14 protein-coding genes are annotated in these 15,294 nt (G+C 40.9%); 4 read left to right on the forward strand and 10 right to left on the reverse strand.

The annotated features are described in order from the left end of the window. Nucleotides 1–191: 191 nt before the first annotated feature. The 4 genes from E2R66_RS27380 to E2R66_RS27395 all read right to left on the reverse strand — a co-directional run bounded on the left by E2R66_RS27380 (nucleotide 192) and on the right by E2R66_RS27395 (nucleotide 2,376). Nucleotides 192–611 (reverse strand): DUF2272 domain-containing protein, encoded by a 420-nt coding sequence (locus E2R66_RS27380; RefSeq protein ID WP_133236935.1) that lies wholly within the window; start codon nucleotides 609–611, stop codon nucleotides 192–194. Between the two features lie 486 nt (nucleotides 612–1,097). After that, complete coding sequence (locus E2R66_RS27385) at nucleotides 1,098–1,526, reverse strand: VOC family protein (protein ID WP_133236937.1); 429 nt, start codon at nucleotides 1,524–1,526, stop codon at nucleotides 1,098–1,100. 32 nt (nucleotides 1,527–1,558) lie between these two features. After that, nucleotides 1,559–2,056, reverse strand: coding sequence for an SRPBCC family protein (locus E2R66_RS27390; RefSeq protein ID WP_133236938.1), 498 nt, complete (start codon nucleotides 2,054–2,056; stop codon nucleotides 1,559–1,561). Next, nucleotides 2,053–2,376, reverse strand: coding sequence for an ArsR/SmtB family transcription factor (locus E2R66_RS27395; RefSeq protein WP_317130804.1), 324 nt, complete (start codon nucleotides 2,374–2,376; stop codon nucleotides 2,053–2,055). The genes E2R66_RS27390 and E2R66_RS27395 overlap by 4 nt, the downstream gene beginning before the upstream one ends. 240 nt (nucleotides 2,377–2,616) lie before the next feature. Here E2R66_RS27395 and E2R66_RS28615 point away from each other — a divergent pair, with 240 nt between their 5' ends. Together E2R66_RS28615 and E2R66_RS27400 are read left to right on the forward strand one after the other, a co-directional pair. Continuing rightward, on the forward strand, nucleotides 2,617–2,772 hold the full coding sequence (locus E2R66_RS28615) for a hypothetical protein (protein ID WP_158288524.1): 156 nt from the start codon (nucleotides 2,617–2,619) through the stop codon (nucleotides 2,770–2,772). Between the two features lie 6 nt (nucleotides 2,773–2,778). Further along, nucleotides 2,779–3,156, forward strand: a complete 378-nt coding sequence (locus tag E2R66_RS27400; protein ID WP_133236940.1) for a hypothetical protein — start codon at nucleotides 2,779–2,781, stop codon at nucleotides 3,154–3,156. Between the two features lie 615 nt (nucleotides 3,157–3,771). Here the strand turns inward: E2R66_RS27400 and E2R66_RS27405 are convergent. After that, a complete protein-coding gene (locus E2R66_RS27405; RefSeq protein WP_133236942.1) occupies nucleotides 3,772–5,298 on the reverse strand; it encodes a glycosyl hydrolase in 1,527 nt (508 codons plus the stop codon). 437 nt (nucleotides 5,299–5,735) lie between these two features. Here E2R66_RS27405 and E2R66_RS27410 point away from each other — a divergent pair, with 437 nt between their 5' ends. Continuing rightward, nucleotides 5,736–6,134: a hypothetical protein gene (locus E2R66_RS27410; protein WP_133236944.1), complete on the forward strand. Its 399-nt coding sequence runs from the start codon at nucleotides 5,736–5,738 to the stop codon at nucleotides 6,132–6,134. A gap of 460 nt (nucleotides 6,135–6,594) precedes the next feature. After that, entirely contained in the window at nucleotides 6,595–7,773 is a 1,179-nt protein-coding gene (locus E2R66_RS27415) for a hypothetical protein (RefSeq protein ID WP_133236946.1), read from the forward strand. Between the two features lie 216 nt (nucleotides 7,774–7,989). Here E2R66_RS27415 and E2R66_RS27420 read toward each other — a convergent pair whose 3' ends face one another. The 5 genes from E2R66_RS27420 to E2R66_RS27440 form a co-directional block, all read right to left on the reverse strand. Continuing rightward, nucleotides 7,990–9,474 (reverse strand): FKBP-type peptidyl-prolyl cis-trans isomerase, encoded by a 1,485-nt coding sequence (locus E2R66_RS27420; protein ID WP_133236948.1) that lies wholly within the window; start codon nucleotides 9,472–9,474, stop codon nucleotides 7,990–7,992. A gap of 203 nt (nucleotides 9,475–9,677) precedes the next feature. Continuing rightward, on the reverse strand, nucleotides 9,678–9,965 hold the full coding sequence (locus tag E2R66_RS27425; protein ID WP_133236950.1) for a hypothetical protein: 288 nt from the start codon (nucleotides 9,963–9,965) through the stop codon (nucleotides 9,678–9,680). Between the two features lie 236 nt (nucleotides 9,966–10,201). Continuing rightward, on the reverse strand, nucleotides 10,202–13,012 hold the full coding sequence (locus E2R66_RS27430) for an outer membrane beta-barrel protein (RefSeq protein WP_133236952.1): 2,811 nt from the start codon (nucleotides 13,010–13,012) through the stop codon (nucleotides 10,202–10,204). A gap of 1 nt (nucleotide 13,013) precedes the next feature. After that, nucleotides 13,014–14,261, reverse strand: coding sequence for a 6-bladed beta-propeller (locus tag E2R66_RS27435; RefSeq protein ID WP_158288525.1), 1,248 nt, complete (start codon nucleotides 14,259–14,261; stop codon nucleotides 13,014–13,016). A gap of 271 nt (nucleotides 14,262–14,532) precedes the next feature. After that, on the reverse strand, nucleotides 14,533–15,159 hold the full coding sequence (locus tag E2R66_RS27440; RefSeq protein ID WP_133236956.1) for a hypothetical protein: 627 nt from the start codon (nucleotides 15,157–15,159) through the stop codon (nucleotides 14,533–14,535). Nucleotides 15,160–15,294: the final 135 nt, after the last annotated feature.

Consider the following 15,294-nt stretch of genomic DNA (forward strand, 5'->3'; position numbering starts at 1 on the left):
TGCATATATACAGGTATATAGCGATTAAATCGAGTGCTTTAGCCTTGGGAATCATTCTTAAAGTTTGATCTGGAAATCTTCTTTAAGATACTGATTTTCAGGGCTTTAACCAAATTAATAGGCAAATAAAAACCTCATAATCAGGCAATTATCTATTAAAGTTATCAACGTATTTTGACCCTTGATTCGCATTATTTACTATTCTTTATCAAACATATAAAAGGAGAAGTTGCTCTTTGCGCGATGTGCCCATGGGCATCCAGCCTTATAATTTTCGTACGTATCGAATCGGATTCGTTGCCGCCTACCGTTACGATGTAGCCGCCCTGCGCGTCGTTGCCTTTTTCGATAATAATAGCCGTGTGTGATTCATATTGGGAATGCGCGGCTGCATAAGCATAATTGAACTGGTTGCCATTGCGGTTGTTGTGCAGGATGTCACCTACCTCGGGCGCTAGTTCTGCGAAAGGATAGCCCCGGAAAACGCCATGGTTGGCGGTTCTATTTTGGATGGCGAAGTAAACGAATTCAGAATGCCTACCACTAAAGTGAAATTCGGCACTGGTTGCCCCCGCCTGTTTAATGCACAGGAAATAAATACAGCCGACCATGGTGTAGATACCCCTGGGAACGGACCTATGCCCGCCCAGTAATGGGAAATCTGTGTTTTTAGTGGGTCATGCGTTTCGGTGTAAGCGTGGTAGGCGTTGTATTGCCCGCGGGCAATATCAACGAGCGATTGTACATAAGGAGTCATTTTGTGTTAGGGTTTTAGATGGTGTAGTAAATTGCACTATGCAGCAGCAATAATGTATGGCAATGTACCTACGCTTTGCTTGGTTAACCACCGTGGAATAACCCTTTTTGTAACGTATTTATACGGTGGTAAATAAGCGTTTACCTTGAATGCCGGGAGAGGGAAAACCCTGTTGGCGACAACGCCAACAGGGGCGAAAAGGTTTAGAGAGAAGCAACAGCGGAATGCAAATATTTGCAATAGGATAAGAGCGTGCTGATACAGAAGGACGTGCCTTAAAAGGATCTTCCGCCTAAAGCTGTTACTGAGCGGAAGATCTTTTTTCTGGTAAAGTGATGTCTTACAAACTCGGGTCGAATTCAATAATCCATTCAATGCCGTATTTATCCCTAAACATGCCCGCGTAAGTACCCCAGGGACCTGCGCCTATAGGCCCTTCAACGTCACCACCTGCCGATAGGCCGTTGAATATTTGGTCGGCTTCTTCGCGGCTTTCTGCGCTTACAGCAATTTTCGACCGGTTTTCGCTCTCGCTTACACGACCCATAAATTCGGGTACGTCGTTGGCCAATAGCACATTGTTTTTGCCAAGCGGGAGAGCGATGTGCATTATTTTTTCCGCTTCATTTTCCGGCACCTGGAATTCGGCGCTTGCCAGGTCTTTGAAACGGATGATCTTGGTGAACTCGCCGCCAAAAACCGATTTGTAAAAGGTGAATGCTTCCTCGGCATTGCCGTTGAAATTGATCCAGGGATTAATTGCTCTCATGTGTTTTATGTTTAAATTGTTTAATTTTCTGTTTATTTCTTTGATAAGGTAGCCAACAGGTTCTCCAGGTTTACCAATGTTAGCTTAAATCCAATGGTGAAGCCTTCCAGCAAACTTTCCATCCGTTCGAACGATTCGTTGTAGATAGTGATACGCACCGTTGTTGTACCGTTCTGCTCGCTGAAATGGTAATCCCACTCCGATCCCGGCAATTGCCGGTTTTCGTCTTTATCGGCAAAGGCGTTATACATCTTAAAATTGGTTTTCGGGGTGATGGAAGTAAATTCCTGTACCGACCAACGCTCCTGCCCATCAGGGGCTATCATTGCATAAAACCGCTTCCCGCCAACTTCAAAATTCATGTATTTGGTTACGGCACGCAGGGGTGCAGGTGCACCCCATTGGTCCAATAATTCGGCTTTGGTAAAGGCATCCCATACCAAATCCTGTGCGGCATCAAACTCCCTGGTTATGAGGATAGTTTTGGCTGCCTTGTCAACGGTGAAATCAAATAGCAAATCGTTGTTCATTTTCCCTGGTTTTTAATGGTTGATAATACTTTGTCGAGCTGGTTGAACTGCGTTTCCCAGTTTTTCCTGAACTGGGCCACCCAAATGTCGAATTCCTGCATTTTTTTTGCGTTAAAGTGATAGTAAATCTCCCTGCCGCTTTGCTCGGGCCTGATCAGGTCGCACTCGTGCAGTACTTTAATGTGTTTAGAAACCGCCTGCCTGCTCATGTCGAAATTCTCGGCCATAGCATTTGGCGTTAGTGCCCTAAGTGCAATTAAAGTTAAAATAGCCCGGCGGGTGGGGTCGGCAATGGCCTGGAATATATCTTGTTTCATCATTTATGATTCGAATATGCAACTCTATGGTTGCAAATATATATGCAACTTTTAAGTTGCGCAAATTTATTTGAAAATATTTGGAGGGGAGGAGGGAGAATCTGGCAGCTTGGTGGCGAGTATGTAAGTATGGTTGTGTTGGGCCTATAACGAGGAACTGCGATGTTTAAAACATCCTACTATGGGATTGCGTTTTACAGAGAATAACGTATATTTATATTTGGACACTAAAAAGTTACGGTAATGAAATCAGTCACCAAGTTTAAAACATTCGAAGAACTGAAATCCCAGGAAAAAGGAGCGGTGAACTATGCATCGAGTAAAAAAAAGCACGATGCCTTTGAGGAATTCATCAAGACTGTTAAGACTTATCCCAAGGTTAATGGCCAATCCCAATAATCACCAGTGGAGGAGAATCTAAAAAGTAGTTTACTAGCCGTGTGTGAAACACTGCAGAAGCATAATGTGCAATATATGCTTGTTGGTGGCACGGCGGTTGCATTAAACGGTTATTACCGACTTTCCATCAACACCTCAGGAGTACTTACCGAAAAGCCTGACTTAGATATTTGGTATAATCCAACCTATGAAAATTATTTCAATATTTTAAAAGTCATACGGGATTTAGGCAAAGACATAACCGAATACCTCGACGAGCAAAATCCTAATCCTAAGGAGTCGTTTTTTAGGTTTGATTTTGAGGATTTTAGCGTAGATATCTTACCTGAAATTAAAGCCCCCATCAAATTTGCTAAGGCAAATAAAAATAAGCAAACAGTGTAGTTCGAAGAAATTCAAATTCATTTTATGAGTTATGATGATTTGTTAACCGATAAAGAATCAATGGCCCGAAAGAAAGATTTAGAAGATATAAAGCACTTAAAACGCATTAGAGGCATCAAATAAAGCTTAGTGCTGCTGTTTTATTCAAAACACCTTCCCACTTGTTCACAGTTATGGAAAATTTAGTTTCGAGATTTAAGCAATACCGGTTGTTGCAACTCATTACTTTTTCATAACGACAATTTGGTCAGCACCGGCTATTGAAATTGTCCGGCCTGTATACCCGAGCCAACATGGGTTTTATTAAAAACATTTTTAAGTAATCCCTGTTATTAAATGAGTGTATTAAAGAGCAGGGGTGTTCTTTAGTCAATAGTAAAAACTCTTCGGATGTGTTCCGAGGGGTTTTTTTGTTTTTAGCCCAACAAATAATGCATAAGCTACGTATACACCATAACTATTGACTAACGCACCCCTTCAGCCTCGGTTTTAAAAACCGGGGCTTTATTTTTGCCGCTTTTTGCCAACTCATTACAGTGGTAATTGTTTTTCTTTCATTAAAAACAACAAGGGCATCCGTGGTTACGAATGCCCTTGTTGTTTTATTAGTTAGGCTTACTTTTCTCTTACAACAATAACGTATTGGCAAAGCGCCCCGGTTGCCAGGTCCGATAGATTTGCACCTAATAATACGGTACCTGCGGGGTAATCTTTTTGGTAAATATCCATCGAAGCTAATTTCGGGTCGTCAATTCCGAGCGTTTCTGTAGCTTTTGTGAAACCCTGTAGCCAGCCTGGCAGCTTGGTTGCCCGTGGGTCGTACGCTACGTAAACGGTGGCCGGTTTGCTTATTTTAAAAGATACAAAAGACGATAGCTTACTTATCTTGTCATCATTGGCTGTTTTAATTAAATGAGCATTAATCAGGTATGCCGGTGCCGATGTTATCGTGTAATCCCTGTCGGTGTAATACGTAGCACCCAACTTTAGCGTTTCCGGCTGGGGCATAGTACTCGTGTAACCCACCAGGTTTGTCAGGAATTCGGTAACAACCGGTGGCGACTGCCACGCTTCAAAGGTATTGGCTACCAATTTATTGATCCATTTGGTATAAGGTATATCCCATTTAGCTATTCCATAATATTTTTCTTCTCCGTTTTTGTACGGCTCATCAAAAAGCTCATATACTAATACCGCTTTCACAGTGGGGTTAGCTTTACATTTTGCAATAAAGTTGGTTAAGAAAGTGTTCTGGTCAGCTTCGAAGGTGCCTAAATTTTTAGGTCTGCTGTTTGTTTCGGTAATCCATATGGGTTTGCCCGGAAACAAGCCATTTAACGTTACGGTAATATCGCTGATTTTGAGCCATGGCGACCTGGCAATAGCTGCCTCCATATCCGAGTACCAGTGGTAAGCAAGAATGTCGAAGTTAACGCCGTAGCTTTCGCAGGCCTTGATAAAGCCCCAGTGCAGCCAGCCTGCCGAAATCATTGTTTGTGCGCCGGGGTCAGCTGTGTGGATACCCTCGCTCATGCCTTTAAGGTAAGCTGCAATAACATGGAGTTTAGTTTGATCGTAATCTGCCAAAGCACGGCCATCTTTTCCCGAAAGTAAGGGCTTAAGGTCCAAATCATTACCCATATCATAATAGTTGAAGGCCGCTGCATACTTCGCTGCAAAATTACCGCCAAGGGTTTTTCCTTTCTGGTATGCAGTACTTTCAGAATCATTATAATCAAGCGTACGGGTGGCCAACATAGGCAGCAAGGTAATATCACCGGCTGCTGCAGCAGCTAACAGCGGTTGCAACACCGTTGGTACGGTGCAGGTTCCGTCGCTTGTGGATAAAATATTTATCCGGTAAATACCCATCCCCATCTTTTTGATCATCTCAATTTGTGCAGAAGCAGGCACATCTAAGTAAGCAATGTCGCCAAGCGGGTGGCCGTTTACGCCTAATACAAATGAAGCAGAAATACCCGATAGCCCAGCCGATGTGGTAGCTAAAGTGTTCGACGATAATTGCGGTAAATCCGCTGAGGTAGCTTCCGGTTGAAGCGCTGAATCTTTTTTGCACGATCCGAATGCGATGATAACGGCACATAGCAGTGCCATTAAACCTTTGGGGTGTTTTTTAATCATTGGGGTGTTTAATTAATCAATAGTTGTGTATTATTACGAAAGGATTAATAAAAATGTTGTCATTATTCATAGTAATTAAAATATTCATGAGATTGCCTGTCGTGAGCATGCGTCTGCTTCGGGCGTAAGCAACCTGTGCTTGCAATTAAAAAAAACTGACGGGTAGGGTACGCTTTGGCGTGGGTATGCAGCATTGGGAAGGAGAGGGTGCGCTTTTTTATTGAATTTAGATAAGGCCTACTTTGAACGCAGGTAGGAGAGTCCCACCGGTTAGACCGGCCAGGTTGAGTCTGCCCTGAAGTGATTAATCTTATTATTATTCGCCGATGCTGGCCGACGTGGGCGCAAGCGAATTTTTACAACCCGGCGTGTGCGCCCCATTTGTCGAGACATGAGTTCGAATGTTATCCGGTGTTTCTGTATATTTGATTGACAAAATGAAATATCTCAAAACCTTTCAAATCATAGCTATTGTGGCTTACTTTTCAATCTTTTTGAAAGGGCTAATAGTAGGTATCTTCTTCGTTTTTTGGCTTGTAGGCACCGTGTTTGATTTTGGCAACATCGATCAATTATTTGCGCTATTGGCAGTATCCGGCCTGGTGGTCATTTTTAAAAACCGGAACAAAAGCAGGACACTGCGAATTCTATTGACGGATATCTTGTGTTTTTTCCTTTTAGCCGCGCCTATCATCGGCCGCTTAACGGCGGTGTCTTTAGACATGTTTAATTATAACGAATTTATTATCCCAACAGGCATCTTTGTGCTGAGCTATCTGGTTTCGTTGGTGTTTTCCTGTCAACAATATTTAGATTTTAAAAGGGAAGAGGTGTAGAAATGATATCATTTCTGTTATAGAGCGCTAGGCACCGGCATCAGCAAGTAGCATTCCAGGCAAGTGTAGCCCATCGCCTAACCCAGCCCGGGTACCCGCGCCAAAGCAGTTGCTGCTTTCCCCTGCCCCCAGCACGTTTGTACGGTAGATAATCTATTACAGCAAATTATTATGGTTTGAGTTAAATTTACAAAAGGATAATCATGGCTTTTCATTAGCTTTACATCTGATCATCATCTTGTAAAACGCTTCGCAATGGCCCAAAGCCGTAGCGATGTCGCATTAATCGATGGCTGAGTAGCTTTGTCCCCCGCGTCAGGGGTTTAACAGGATGCCTTCCGGCTAATATTCCTTAAACATTACACGCTCAAACCCAAAGAGCTACCATACATTCCCCGGCAATAACCGGCACCATTTTATTTTGACCCTTTAAAGCATTTTTAATACCCGTATAAGAAATATGAAACAGCATCAATGCAGCAAAGACATCGCGGACGCGGCCAATAGTTGTTTCGAACAGGAAGTCTGCCGGTTTTTACGCAACTGGGTACTGCATCACGAAGCTGAAACCTTGCTGCGGTTCGACCAGCCTTTGGAGGAATACTTAATCAACGACGCGTTACGCGATTTCTTCCTCAATACGCAGCACCCGCTGCAGCGCTTATTAACCAACCGCGTTATAGCCTGTCACCTGGGCCGGAGGGCGGGAAGTGTATATTTCGATCCGTTGAACGGAGACCCTTTGCTGGCTCCTGCGGAGCAGCGCATCTATAACCTGGCCCGCCGGATGGATAGTGAGGGTATGCACGTTCCTTTCCGCTCGGTTCACCCCAACAAGCAGACGGAAGCCGGCGATATCGCAGACATCAGCACTTACCCCATCGATTCAGAACTCGTGCGCTATAATAGCGGCAATCATTTTACCAGCCGGCCCGCCAATGGGAATGTGTTTGATGAAAACAGCAAGCACTGCAGCGCAAAAGCTACAGGCAATTTGCAGGTGTTCTTTAAACGGGGATTTATGGAAGACCGCCTCCTGGATATCAAAACAATCATGGCCGACATGCGGGAGGTGGGCGAAACCGCGCTGCAATTTTTTGTGATCTGCAGCAGGCATTCGCTTAAAGAAGGGCATTTTGGGGCAGCCCTGGTGATCATGGATCCCGCGAGTCCCGACTTTCCCCTGCGTGTTTTGGTTTGTGATACCCTGCTTAAGGAACTGCCGCATCATCCACGCTGGTGGAATCATTTTATTGCGGAATTTGCGCAGGTATTCGGCGATGCGGTAACCGAGATCATCGAAGATCTTTCCCATCCGCTTCAGAAGGTGAATATTAAAGGGGATGACCCTTACCGCCACGACTGGGACTGCCCTTACTACGTGGCAAGTATGGCAAATGCATTGGCCGATTTGGTGATTAATGATCAACAACTTTTGTTAAACGGAAGCCTGTCGGCCATTCATGATGCGATGAAAATGATGATGACAGATTATTACCAGCAGGATGGTACTATCCGCGACAGGCAGGGGATTCAACAAGCCAACCGCTTAAAGCGATGGAACAGCGGACGCGAAGTAATCCGGGAGCTGTTGATTGGCATTAATCAGAAGTTATCCCCCTTTGACCGAAGTTTATAACGTCGCCCCAAAATAGCTTAGGCTTCCGACGCTCTTCCGTTGCCGCAAACGTCCTCCCTTGTGGGCCGTATGCTGAGTATGAGATATAGTGTTTGCAAGCATATTGCTCGGTGGGGTGAAGATAACAGTTCGCTACCTTTAAAGATTCGGTACGAGTACCCGCCGACTGGCCTGCGCGGCATACGCCAACATCAGCGGTCAGCACATTTTTTTTACCTACCTTACAACCTCTAACAATTCTACTTCCATAACAATAAGCGACCCCGGCTTTATTATGTTGCCTATTGCCTGGTTACCATAAGCAAGATTAGCAGGAATAAAAAACTTATACTTGCCGCCTGCATTCATTAATTGAAGCCCTTCTTTAAGTCCCTCAACCATATCTTTAAGTGATAAGGTAATCGGTTCGCCGCGGTTTATAGTGCTTTCAAAAACATCCCCATTAAGTAACGTGCCATGGTAATTTACCTTTATCAGGTCGCTAACAGTGGGTTTAGCCCCTGTTCCTGTTTTAAAAATCTCGTACTGCAAGCCGCTGGCCGTAGTAGTAACGCCGGGCCTCTTTTTGTTTTCAGCCAAAAATCTATCAGCTTCTGTTTTTGGGGTTGATGGTGCTGTGGTTGCAGGGGTAACTGGTTGCTTATTATTTGCAACAGGGGTAATTTTTACCGTATATTTAGCATTGCCTTCTGATTTTTTAACGGCTATAGAGGTAACAAGCAGCCCGGGGACCAATGCAACCGTTTTGCCATTTTTCCAATATTGGGTACCACCTTCGCCATAGCCGGCAACATAAACGTCATTTCCATCCGTGGCTATGTAATATGGGTCCGGATATTCCGGTGTTTTGCAAAGCACTGTTGCTACCCCATTTTTCCAGTACTTAACAAATCCCTCTTCATAACCTGCCACATAAACATCATTGCCCGAAACAGCTATAGAAGTACCTTTATCTTTTTCAAGGTCTGTTGGCCTCGGTACCCCTAATAATACTGTTCCCGTGCCACCCTTCCAATAGGCTACTCCGTGCTCTGTAGAGCCCACAACGTATATGGCCTTGTTTGCAATAACTAATCCCCTCGGTTCTAAATATACCGATTTGTCTATAATCTCTACACGCTCGCCATTTCTCCAGTATAAGGGCTGCGAGTATTTATGCCCGGCCATATACACATCGCCGTTGTCGTCTACCGCCACATATTTGGCGATGGAATGGCCAAGTCCATCCAGAGAAACCTTTACTGTTTGGCCGTTTTTCCAGCATCTGGCGCGCGCCAGATAGGTCATTTCATATTCCAGACCAGTTACATACACATCACCTTTAACAACGATAATACACGAAGCTATGCCGCCGTCTTTGCTGTTAGTAAGCCGAACTTCCTGCCCATTCTTCCAGTACACTGCTTGTCTATTATGGATGCCTGCCGCATAAACATCATTACCATCTATAAACATAGAGTAAACTGTAGATTGGCTTTCATCATCCACAAGCTTTACCAGTACATCATTTTTGTAATATGCTGCAATAGCCTTGGTGTTGTCTCCCATGTGAAATTCTCCGCCCACATAAACATCTGTTTGCTGTTGTGGTGCGGCAGGTTTACCAGCGGGCTTGCGCTGTGCATGAACAGTAAACGCCAGGGTGCAAAGCAAGCCTGCTGTTAATAACAAATGCCCGCCAATTGATATTTTTTTATTCATACCTTATTAATACTATCCAACAAGTTAATCATTCAAACCAGCATAAGCACACGTTGACGCGTGTGTAACGCAAGGCGAAAAAGCCACGTGCACGCCTGACTTCGTTTTTAAACACGAATACTATACAAAACTTTCCACTTTGCAAGTTTAGGCACAAGTACCGCTTCGCACAGTCCGTATACCGGCACCAGGGCGTGGCATGCTTAATTTAAAGGTTTTAAATTATTAAAATAACCTGACGAAAATAATATATAAACTAATTTTTTCATTCCTTCCAACGTTATTTCCTGCACAATTAATAAGCCCGGTATGGCTATGTAATGCTCGTCCTGTATATCTTGTTGCAATCTAACAGGGTCATAAAAGCAAACTTTATACATAAGGTTATTTGGTAATGTAACACGTACATTATCACAAAACCCTTTACTCCTTATTTCTTCTTCATATAATTCGATATCAAATTCAAAATCGAGAACAGGTTTATTTTCCATTGTTGGTTGTGGGGATTGTTTTAAAAGGCTTGGCGTTTTACAGCGTGGATGCGGGGGGGGCGTGGCGTAATCGTGACTTTCTTTATCAGAATCGGTTAATATATGATACCGCCCACTTTGCACGCGGGCACGAGTGGGCCATCACTTAGACCAGCCTGGAAACTCATGCCAACCTGCGCTACTACTTTCCCTGTGCGGCACAAGTTTGTAATGCTATCTGTTTATCCTATAAGTTGTTATGGTTTGCGCTTAACAAAATTTCTTGGGTAATAGGATATCGCAAACAGGAAATATTGTTGTAAAGCGTTTCTTGAATTTGTGATGAAGCGATTACCTTCGATCCTGTTTATTAGATTTTTGTTTTGCTTTAAAATGTCAAGGGCAGAAAACTTGAGCTCCACGTTGTTTCCTTTTAAGAATCTTTGTGATAAATAGGCATTCCAAATATTGAATACGTTGGACTTTACACCTGAAGAACGATTATCGTTCACATTGATATTGGTATTGAAAAATAATTTTTTGTTGATCTTATAGTTTAAACTTAAAGTATGTGTTAAAGTAGTGCCTTTAAAAGACGACTTAAAGTAAGGCTGTTCTGCTCGGTAAAAACTTAAGTTTTCACGGAAATCTAACGTCATTAATTCACGAAAGCCATATCCGGCACCCACTCCGATATTTATAATCAGGTTTTCATTAACTACCGACTGACTATTAATAAATGCCGGAATAAAGTCTTTGGTTATATTTCCAAAACCTTGTAATTTTAAATCGGAAGCGCTGTATTTGATTGCTTTTCGCACTTCCAAAGAACCATTTAAGGATCGGTAAGAATGCCCGTTAACCGCGTAAATTTGTTGTCTGCCGTCCGGCGATAACAATATACTATCAATAATTTTATTGTTTGAAAACTTTATGCTGCCATCTATCTGATAACTGAAACTGTTTTTTGTCTCCAGGTTTTCAAATGAATAAGACAAGCCGATATGTTGTACCCTTTCGGCAGATAAGTTTAAATTTCCAATCCTGAAATAATAAAACTGGGTGCTGTCAAGCAATGGTGCAAGTTGCTCAATCTGTGGAATGTTAATAGATACTTTTGTACTCATTACCAGATCATTTTTCCGCTTCCCAAAAATATGATTAGCCAGGCTGATACTGGCATCCGGAATGAAGGCAAAATAATTACGCCGCAAATTTTGAAATTCTTTCAGAGAGTTGTTATCGTATTTAATTGTGTTAAATGCGCCCCCAAGTTGAAAAATCAAGCTTTTCTCATACCGATCAGACAATCGTTTTACAATAACTTTAGAAAAATTGATACCATAAGTTGAATTAATCACGTCTGTTTGGATACGATTAGACGAGTAACTATTATTAACGTAAACATTGTTTTGGTTATCTTGAACCAGGTCTGTTCTGTTAACCCGTTCAATTCTAATATTGCTTACAATATTTGCGTTTAAGAAATACCTTCTTTTGCCAAATAAGAGTTGAGGAACGTCGTCAACTTTTAATTCCACTTGCTGATCGAGGTGCTTATCTTCAAATTGTCTGTTTCTATCAAAACTGGTAACAGAACCATCAATGTTGGATGTAAAAGCAGTTTTAAGGTTCGAAAACGAATTTTTAGAACGAAAATCGTTGGCATATGATACCGAAAAAGGAACAAATTTCTTCTTTTTTGTAGGACTATCAAATGTTGAAGGTGTATAGTTGTATTTTGAGAATAAGGAAAATTGACTTATTGTACTGCTTTCCGCGTATTCATCTCTACTGGAACTTAATGCCTCACCCAGGCTATTTGTCGAACTAATCTGATTTTGACTGTTGAGATCATAGGAAGAATTTGTGAGAGAACCCTGCACGTAAATAGCATTTGCATCTTTCAAATAATCGAAATTTACTGCAGTGCTGTTACTGGTTTTAGCTCTATCCAAATCTTCTATGCTTTTTTGAAAAATCGGATCCTTTGCCTCGCGGGTAGTTATTGCATCTATAATAGCATTTTCATTTGTTACCTTCTTTTGATAAAAATGATTGATTGATAGGCTGCTTTTATTCCTTAGCGTTGGAAATTCAACGAAATCATAATTTAATTTCAATCCTAATGTATTCGTTTTATTATTGCCGGGTAACTGAAAATTACTTTGATAACTCAAGTCTGTGCCCGAACTTTTGAAAGTGCTGTTTGCCAATAGCGTCTGTAAATCATTTGCAATCTTATTGGTATTGTTTGAGGCACCCGCTATGGATATTTGAATTTTTCGCGAATAGGCATTCATATTACCCTCTCCCTCATAACGTCCGTTAGTTCCCCGGCCAAAAGATACCTTTCCGAAAAAACCGGTTTCCATCCCCTTTTTTAATTTAATATTCATCTCTAAAAGGCTATCCAACGGATTTAACCGATTTTGTTCTTTTTTATAAACCTGAATGGTTTGGATAATATTTTTAGGGAGATTTTGAGTAGCCACTTTAAAGTCGTTGCCAAAAAATCGTTTTCCGTTTACGAGCAATGATTTTATTTCGCGCCCATTAACGGTGATCTGGCCGTCGTTCCAAACCGTTACATTTGGTATTTTCCTTAACCAATCATCCAGTACTGCATTGCTGTCTAATTTAAATGCGCCAGAATTGAATTCAAGCGTGTCTCCGTTCATGGTAACCGGCTCAACACCAATAAATACTTCCGCTAGTCCGATTGATTTTGCTTCCATGATGATGACACCCAGATCCAAAACATCGGTATGCTTATTGGGTTTAATTTCGATAGTTTTTGTACGATAGTCTACGTTGGAGATGATAATATGGTATGGGAGTGATGGCTTGAGTTTATTGAAGTTAAATACCCCATAACTATCTGTAATTTGGAAGGAAATTAGCGTACTATCGCCGCTAAATAATGAAACGGTAGCAGCGTTCAAAAAGTAATTAAGTTCAACATCTTTAACTTTACCCGTTAGCGAAAAAAGTTTCGCTTCCTGACTGTAACAGTTAAAAAATATACAAACGTTAACCAGCAAAATTATAGCAAAACGCTTACCCATATTATTTTGAAATGTGCGATGTAAGTACCACAACTACAGGATTGCTTACGGATTGATCGGTACTAAAGTAATTTTTAAGCGGCATGGGATAATCAACGCCCGAATCTTTAATTTGCGTTTTCAACTTTGCCATGGAAACACAGGAAATTGCTGTGTAAAGATTTGTGCCATCAAATGTTAAAAATCCCTTAGCGAGGAAATTTGTTCCAATTGAACTGTCGTTTACAGGGAGAAAATGAGAAATTTCGTCGGGAGTTATGTTTTGTAAGGAAATAACCTGGTTGCTTTTTAAATTATAAGCCAGTGTTTTTTTATTGGAGATTTGTTGAGCCAATGCATCCAAAGTGAGGAAAAGATAATCGCCGATAAGCCAGGTGTTTCTTAAACCGTAAACCATGTTTTTGTTTTTTTGTAAAAAATCCCATTTTTTCATTTTGTAAATGGAATTGGTTGAAAAATCGGGAGGGAGCGCAATTGAATTTGGGAGTAAAACACGATAATTCAATTTAACCCCGGTACCATTTAAGCTGAATATATCGTAAGAATAATAGTTATAGTACAGTAACTGCGTTTCATTAGCAGCTTTATCAAATCGATTTCCGCCTATTATAAAATCATCCTCAGCATATCTATCCTGTGCATAAGGCCAGTAGGTGGTGGAATCGCCCTTTGGGTTGACGATTAAAAATTCAAAATATTTTTTTTGATCGGCTGTATAATCAGGAATCACCTTAGTGCCATCTTTTAAAACAAAGGGCTTTCTGTACCCACCTATGGGGAACTTTTTTGATAGTGTACCATCTAAAGTAAACCGCAAAATATTTCCCTTCGAAACGATGTCGATATAATTTACGCCCGCTACCTTGTTTAAAGCGAAGCCGTTGAAAATATTTCCTTCGTTTGCAGCAGGCAGGCCATTGAGTGTTGCAATATTGCGGGCAGATATCCTATTTATAAATTTACCGGTATTGGAAAATATCAGTACCGACCAGGTATCAAAATCAAATATGATAAATTTATTATCCACCACTTCGAGCTGGGATATTTCACCGAATTGGCTTTTTTTTGTTGTTTCTAACGGAACGTATGCAATGCTGGTAAATAGTTCTTTTACCGGAACACCCCGCGCGGTAGCCGGATCGATCCTGAGTTTTCTGAACTGTGCCGAATCAATTTTACCGGTTTGCGAAAAGGCGCTTGGCTTTCCAAAAAGTAAAAACGGCAATAATACCAACAAGTATTTTTTCATTAGATAGCGTTTTGAACAATAAATTATATTGGGATCGCCCATTGTTTTTTTGTAATCAGATTCAGGTGCTTATACTTGATAGTTGCGTCGCTTTTGCTTTGACAAGCTTTGGCCTACAAATATTATGAGTAATAAAAATATTACATAATAAGTTTAGGTGTTTTTAAAAAGTAAATTAAAAAAAAAATTTTAGGTTTTGGTATTTCTTTGCCCTGCAAGATGATTTTACTTAATTCTTAATAAAGTGTTGTGATTTAGTGATGTTTTTTAATTATTGAATCCGTAACTGACTAACGATGTAATAGTCAAGCTGCTCTTTAAATTCGTTCCTTGGAATAAAGAAGCTATTTGCCTGTAAATTTTGATTGACGATGAAGCAATAGGAATTGTGTTCAAAAAAGCCGTCAAAGGGAAGCGTTTGCTTGTCAATCAAGTAAACATTTTTATTAGTCTCTGAAACTCTCTTCCATCTGATATAATCTTCAAATATTTGAAAATCTACAAAAACCAAAAAATCAAATTTTTTCTTTATTTCGTTCAATCTTTCTTTGTTTTTAAAAATTAAGTCAATACACACGTTACATCCAGAAGCTGAATAGCGTATCACGAATTTTTTTCTTTGATCTTTCATCAGCTTGCTAATTCGCTTATTTCCTTTATCTGTGTATTCGGTCAAATTTAGATTAACAAGCTCCGGATTCCCGATTTTGTAGTTTATGGCAAGCATTTTTTGCAAATACTCAATTGTTCCATTTTTAACACTCAAGCTGTCTTTTAGCTCGGATGTGTTTTGTTGGGATAGTTGTATTTCTTTTATAAACCTTTGCCTGTTAGAATATATCATAATAACTGATGCTACAGAGGTCGCTATAAATAGTAAGGTGTATTTATTTATCATGTTTTAATTAACTAATAGAATAAGGCGCCTGGGTATTGCTAATAATTTTAGTATATTTAACCTATAGATACCAAACAAGCTAAAATTATGTTTCAAGGATTAAATATACTGGAGTTTACTGAGAAATTCTCAACT

It is taken from the genome of Mucilaginibacter psychrotolerans (assembly GCF_004519315.1).
GTDB lineage: Bacteria > Bacteroidota > Bacteroidia > Sphingobacteriales > Sphingobacteriaceae > Mucilaginibacter > Mucilaginibacter psychrotolerans.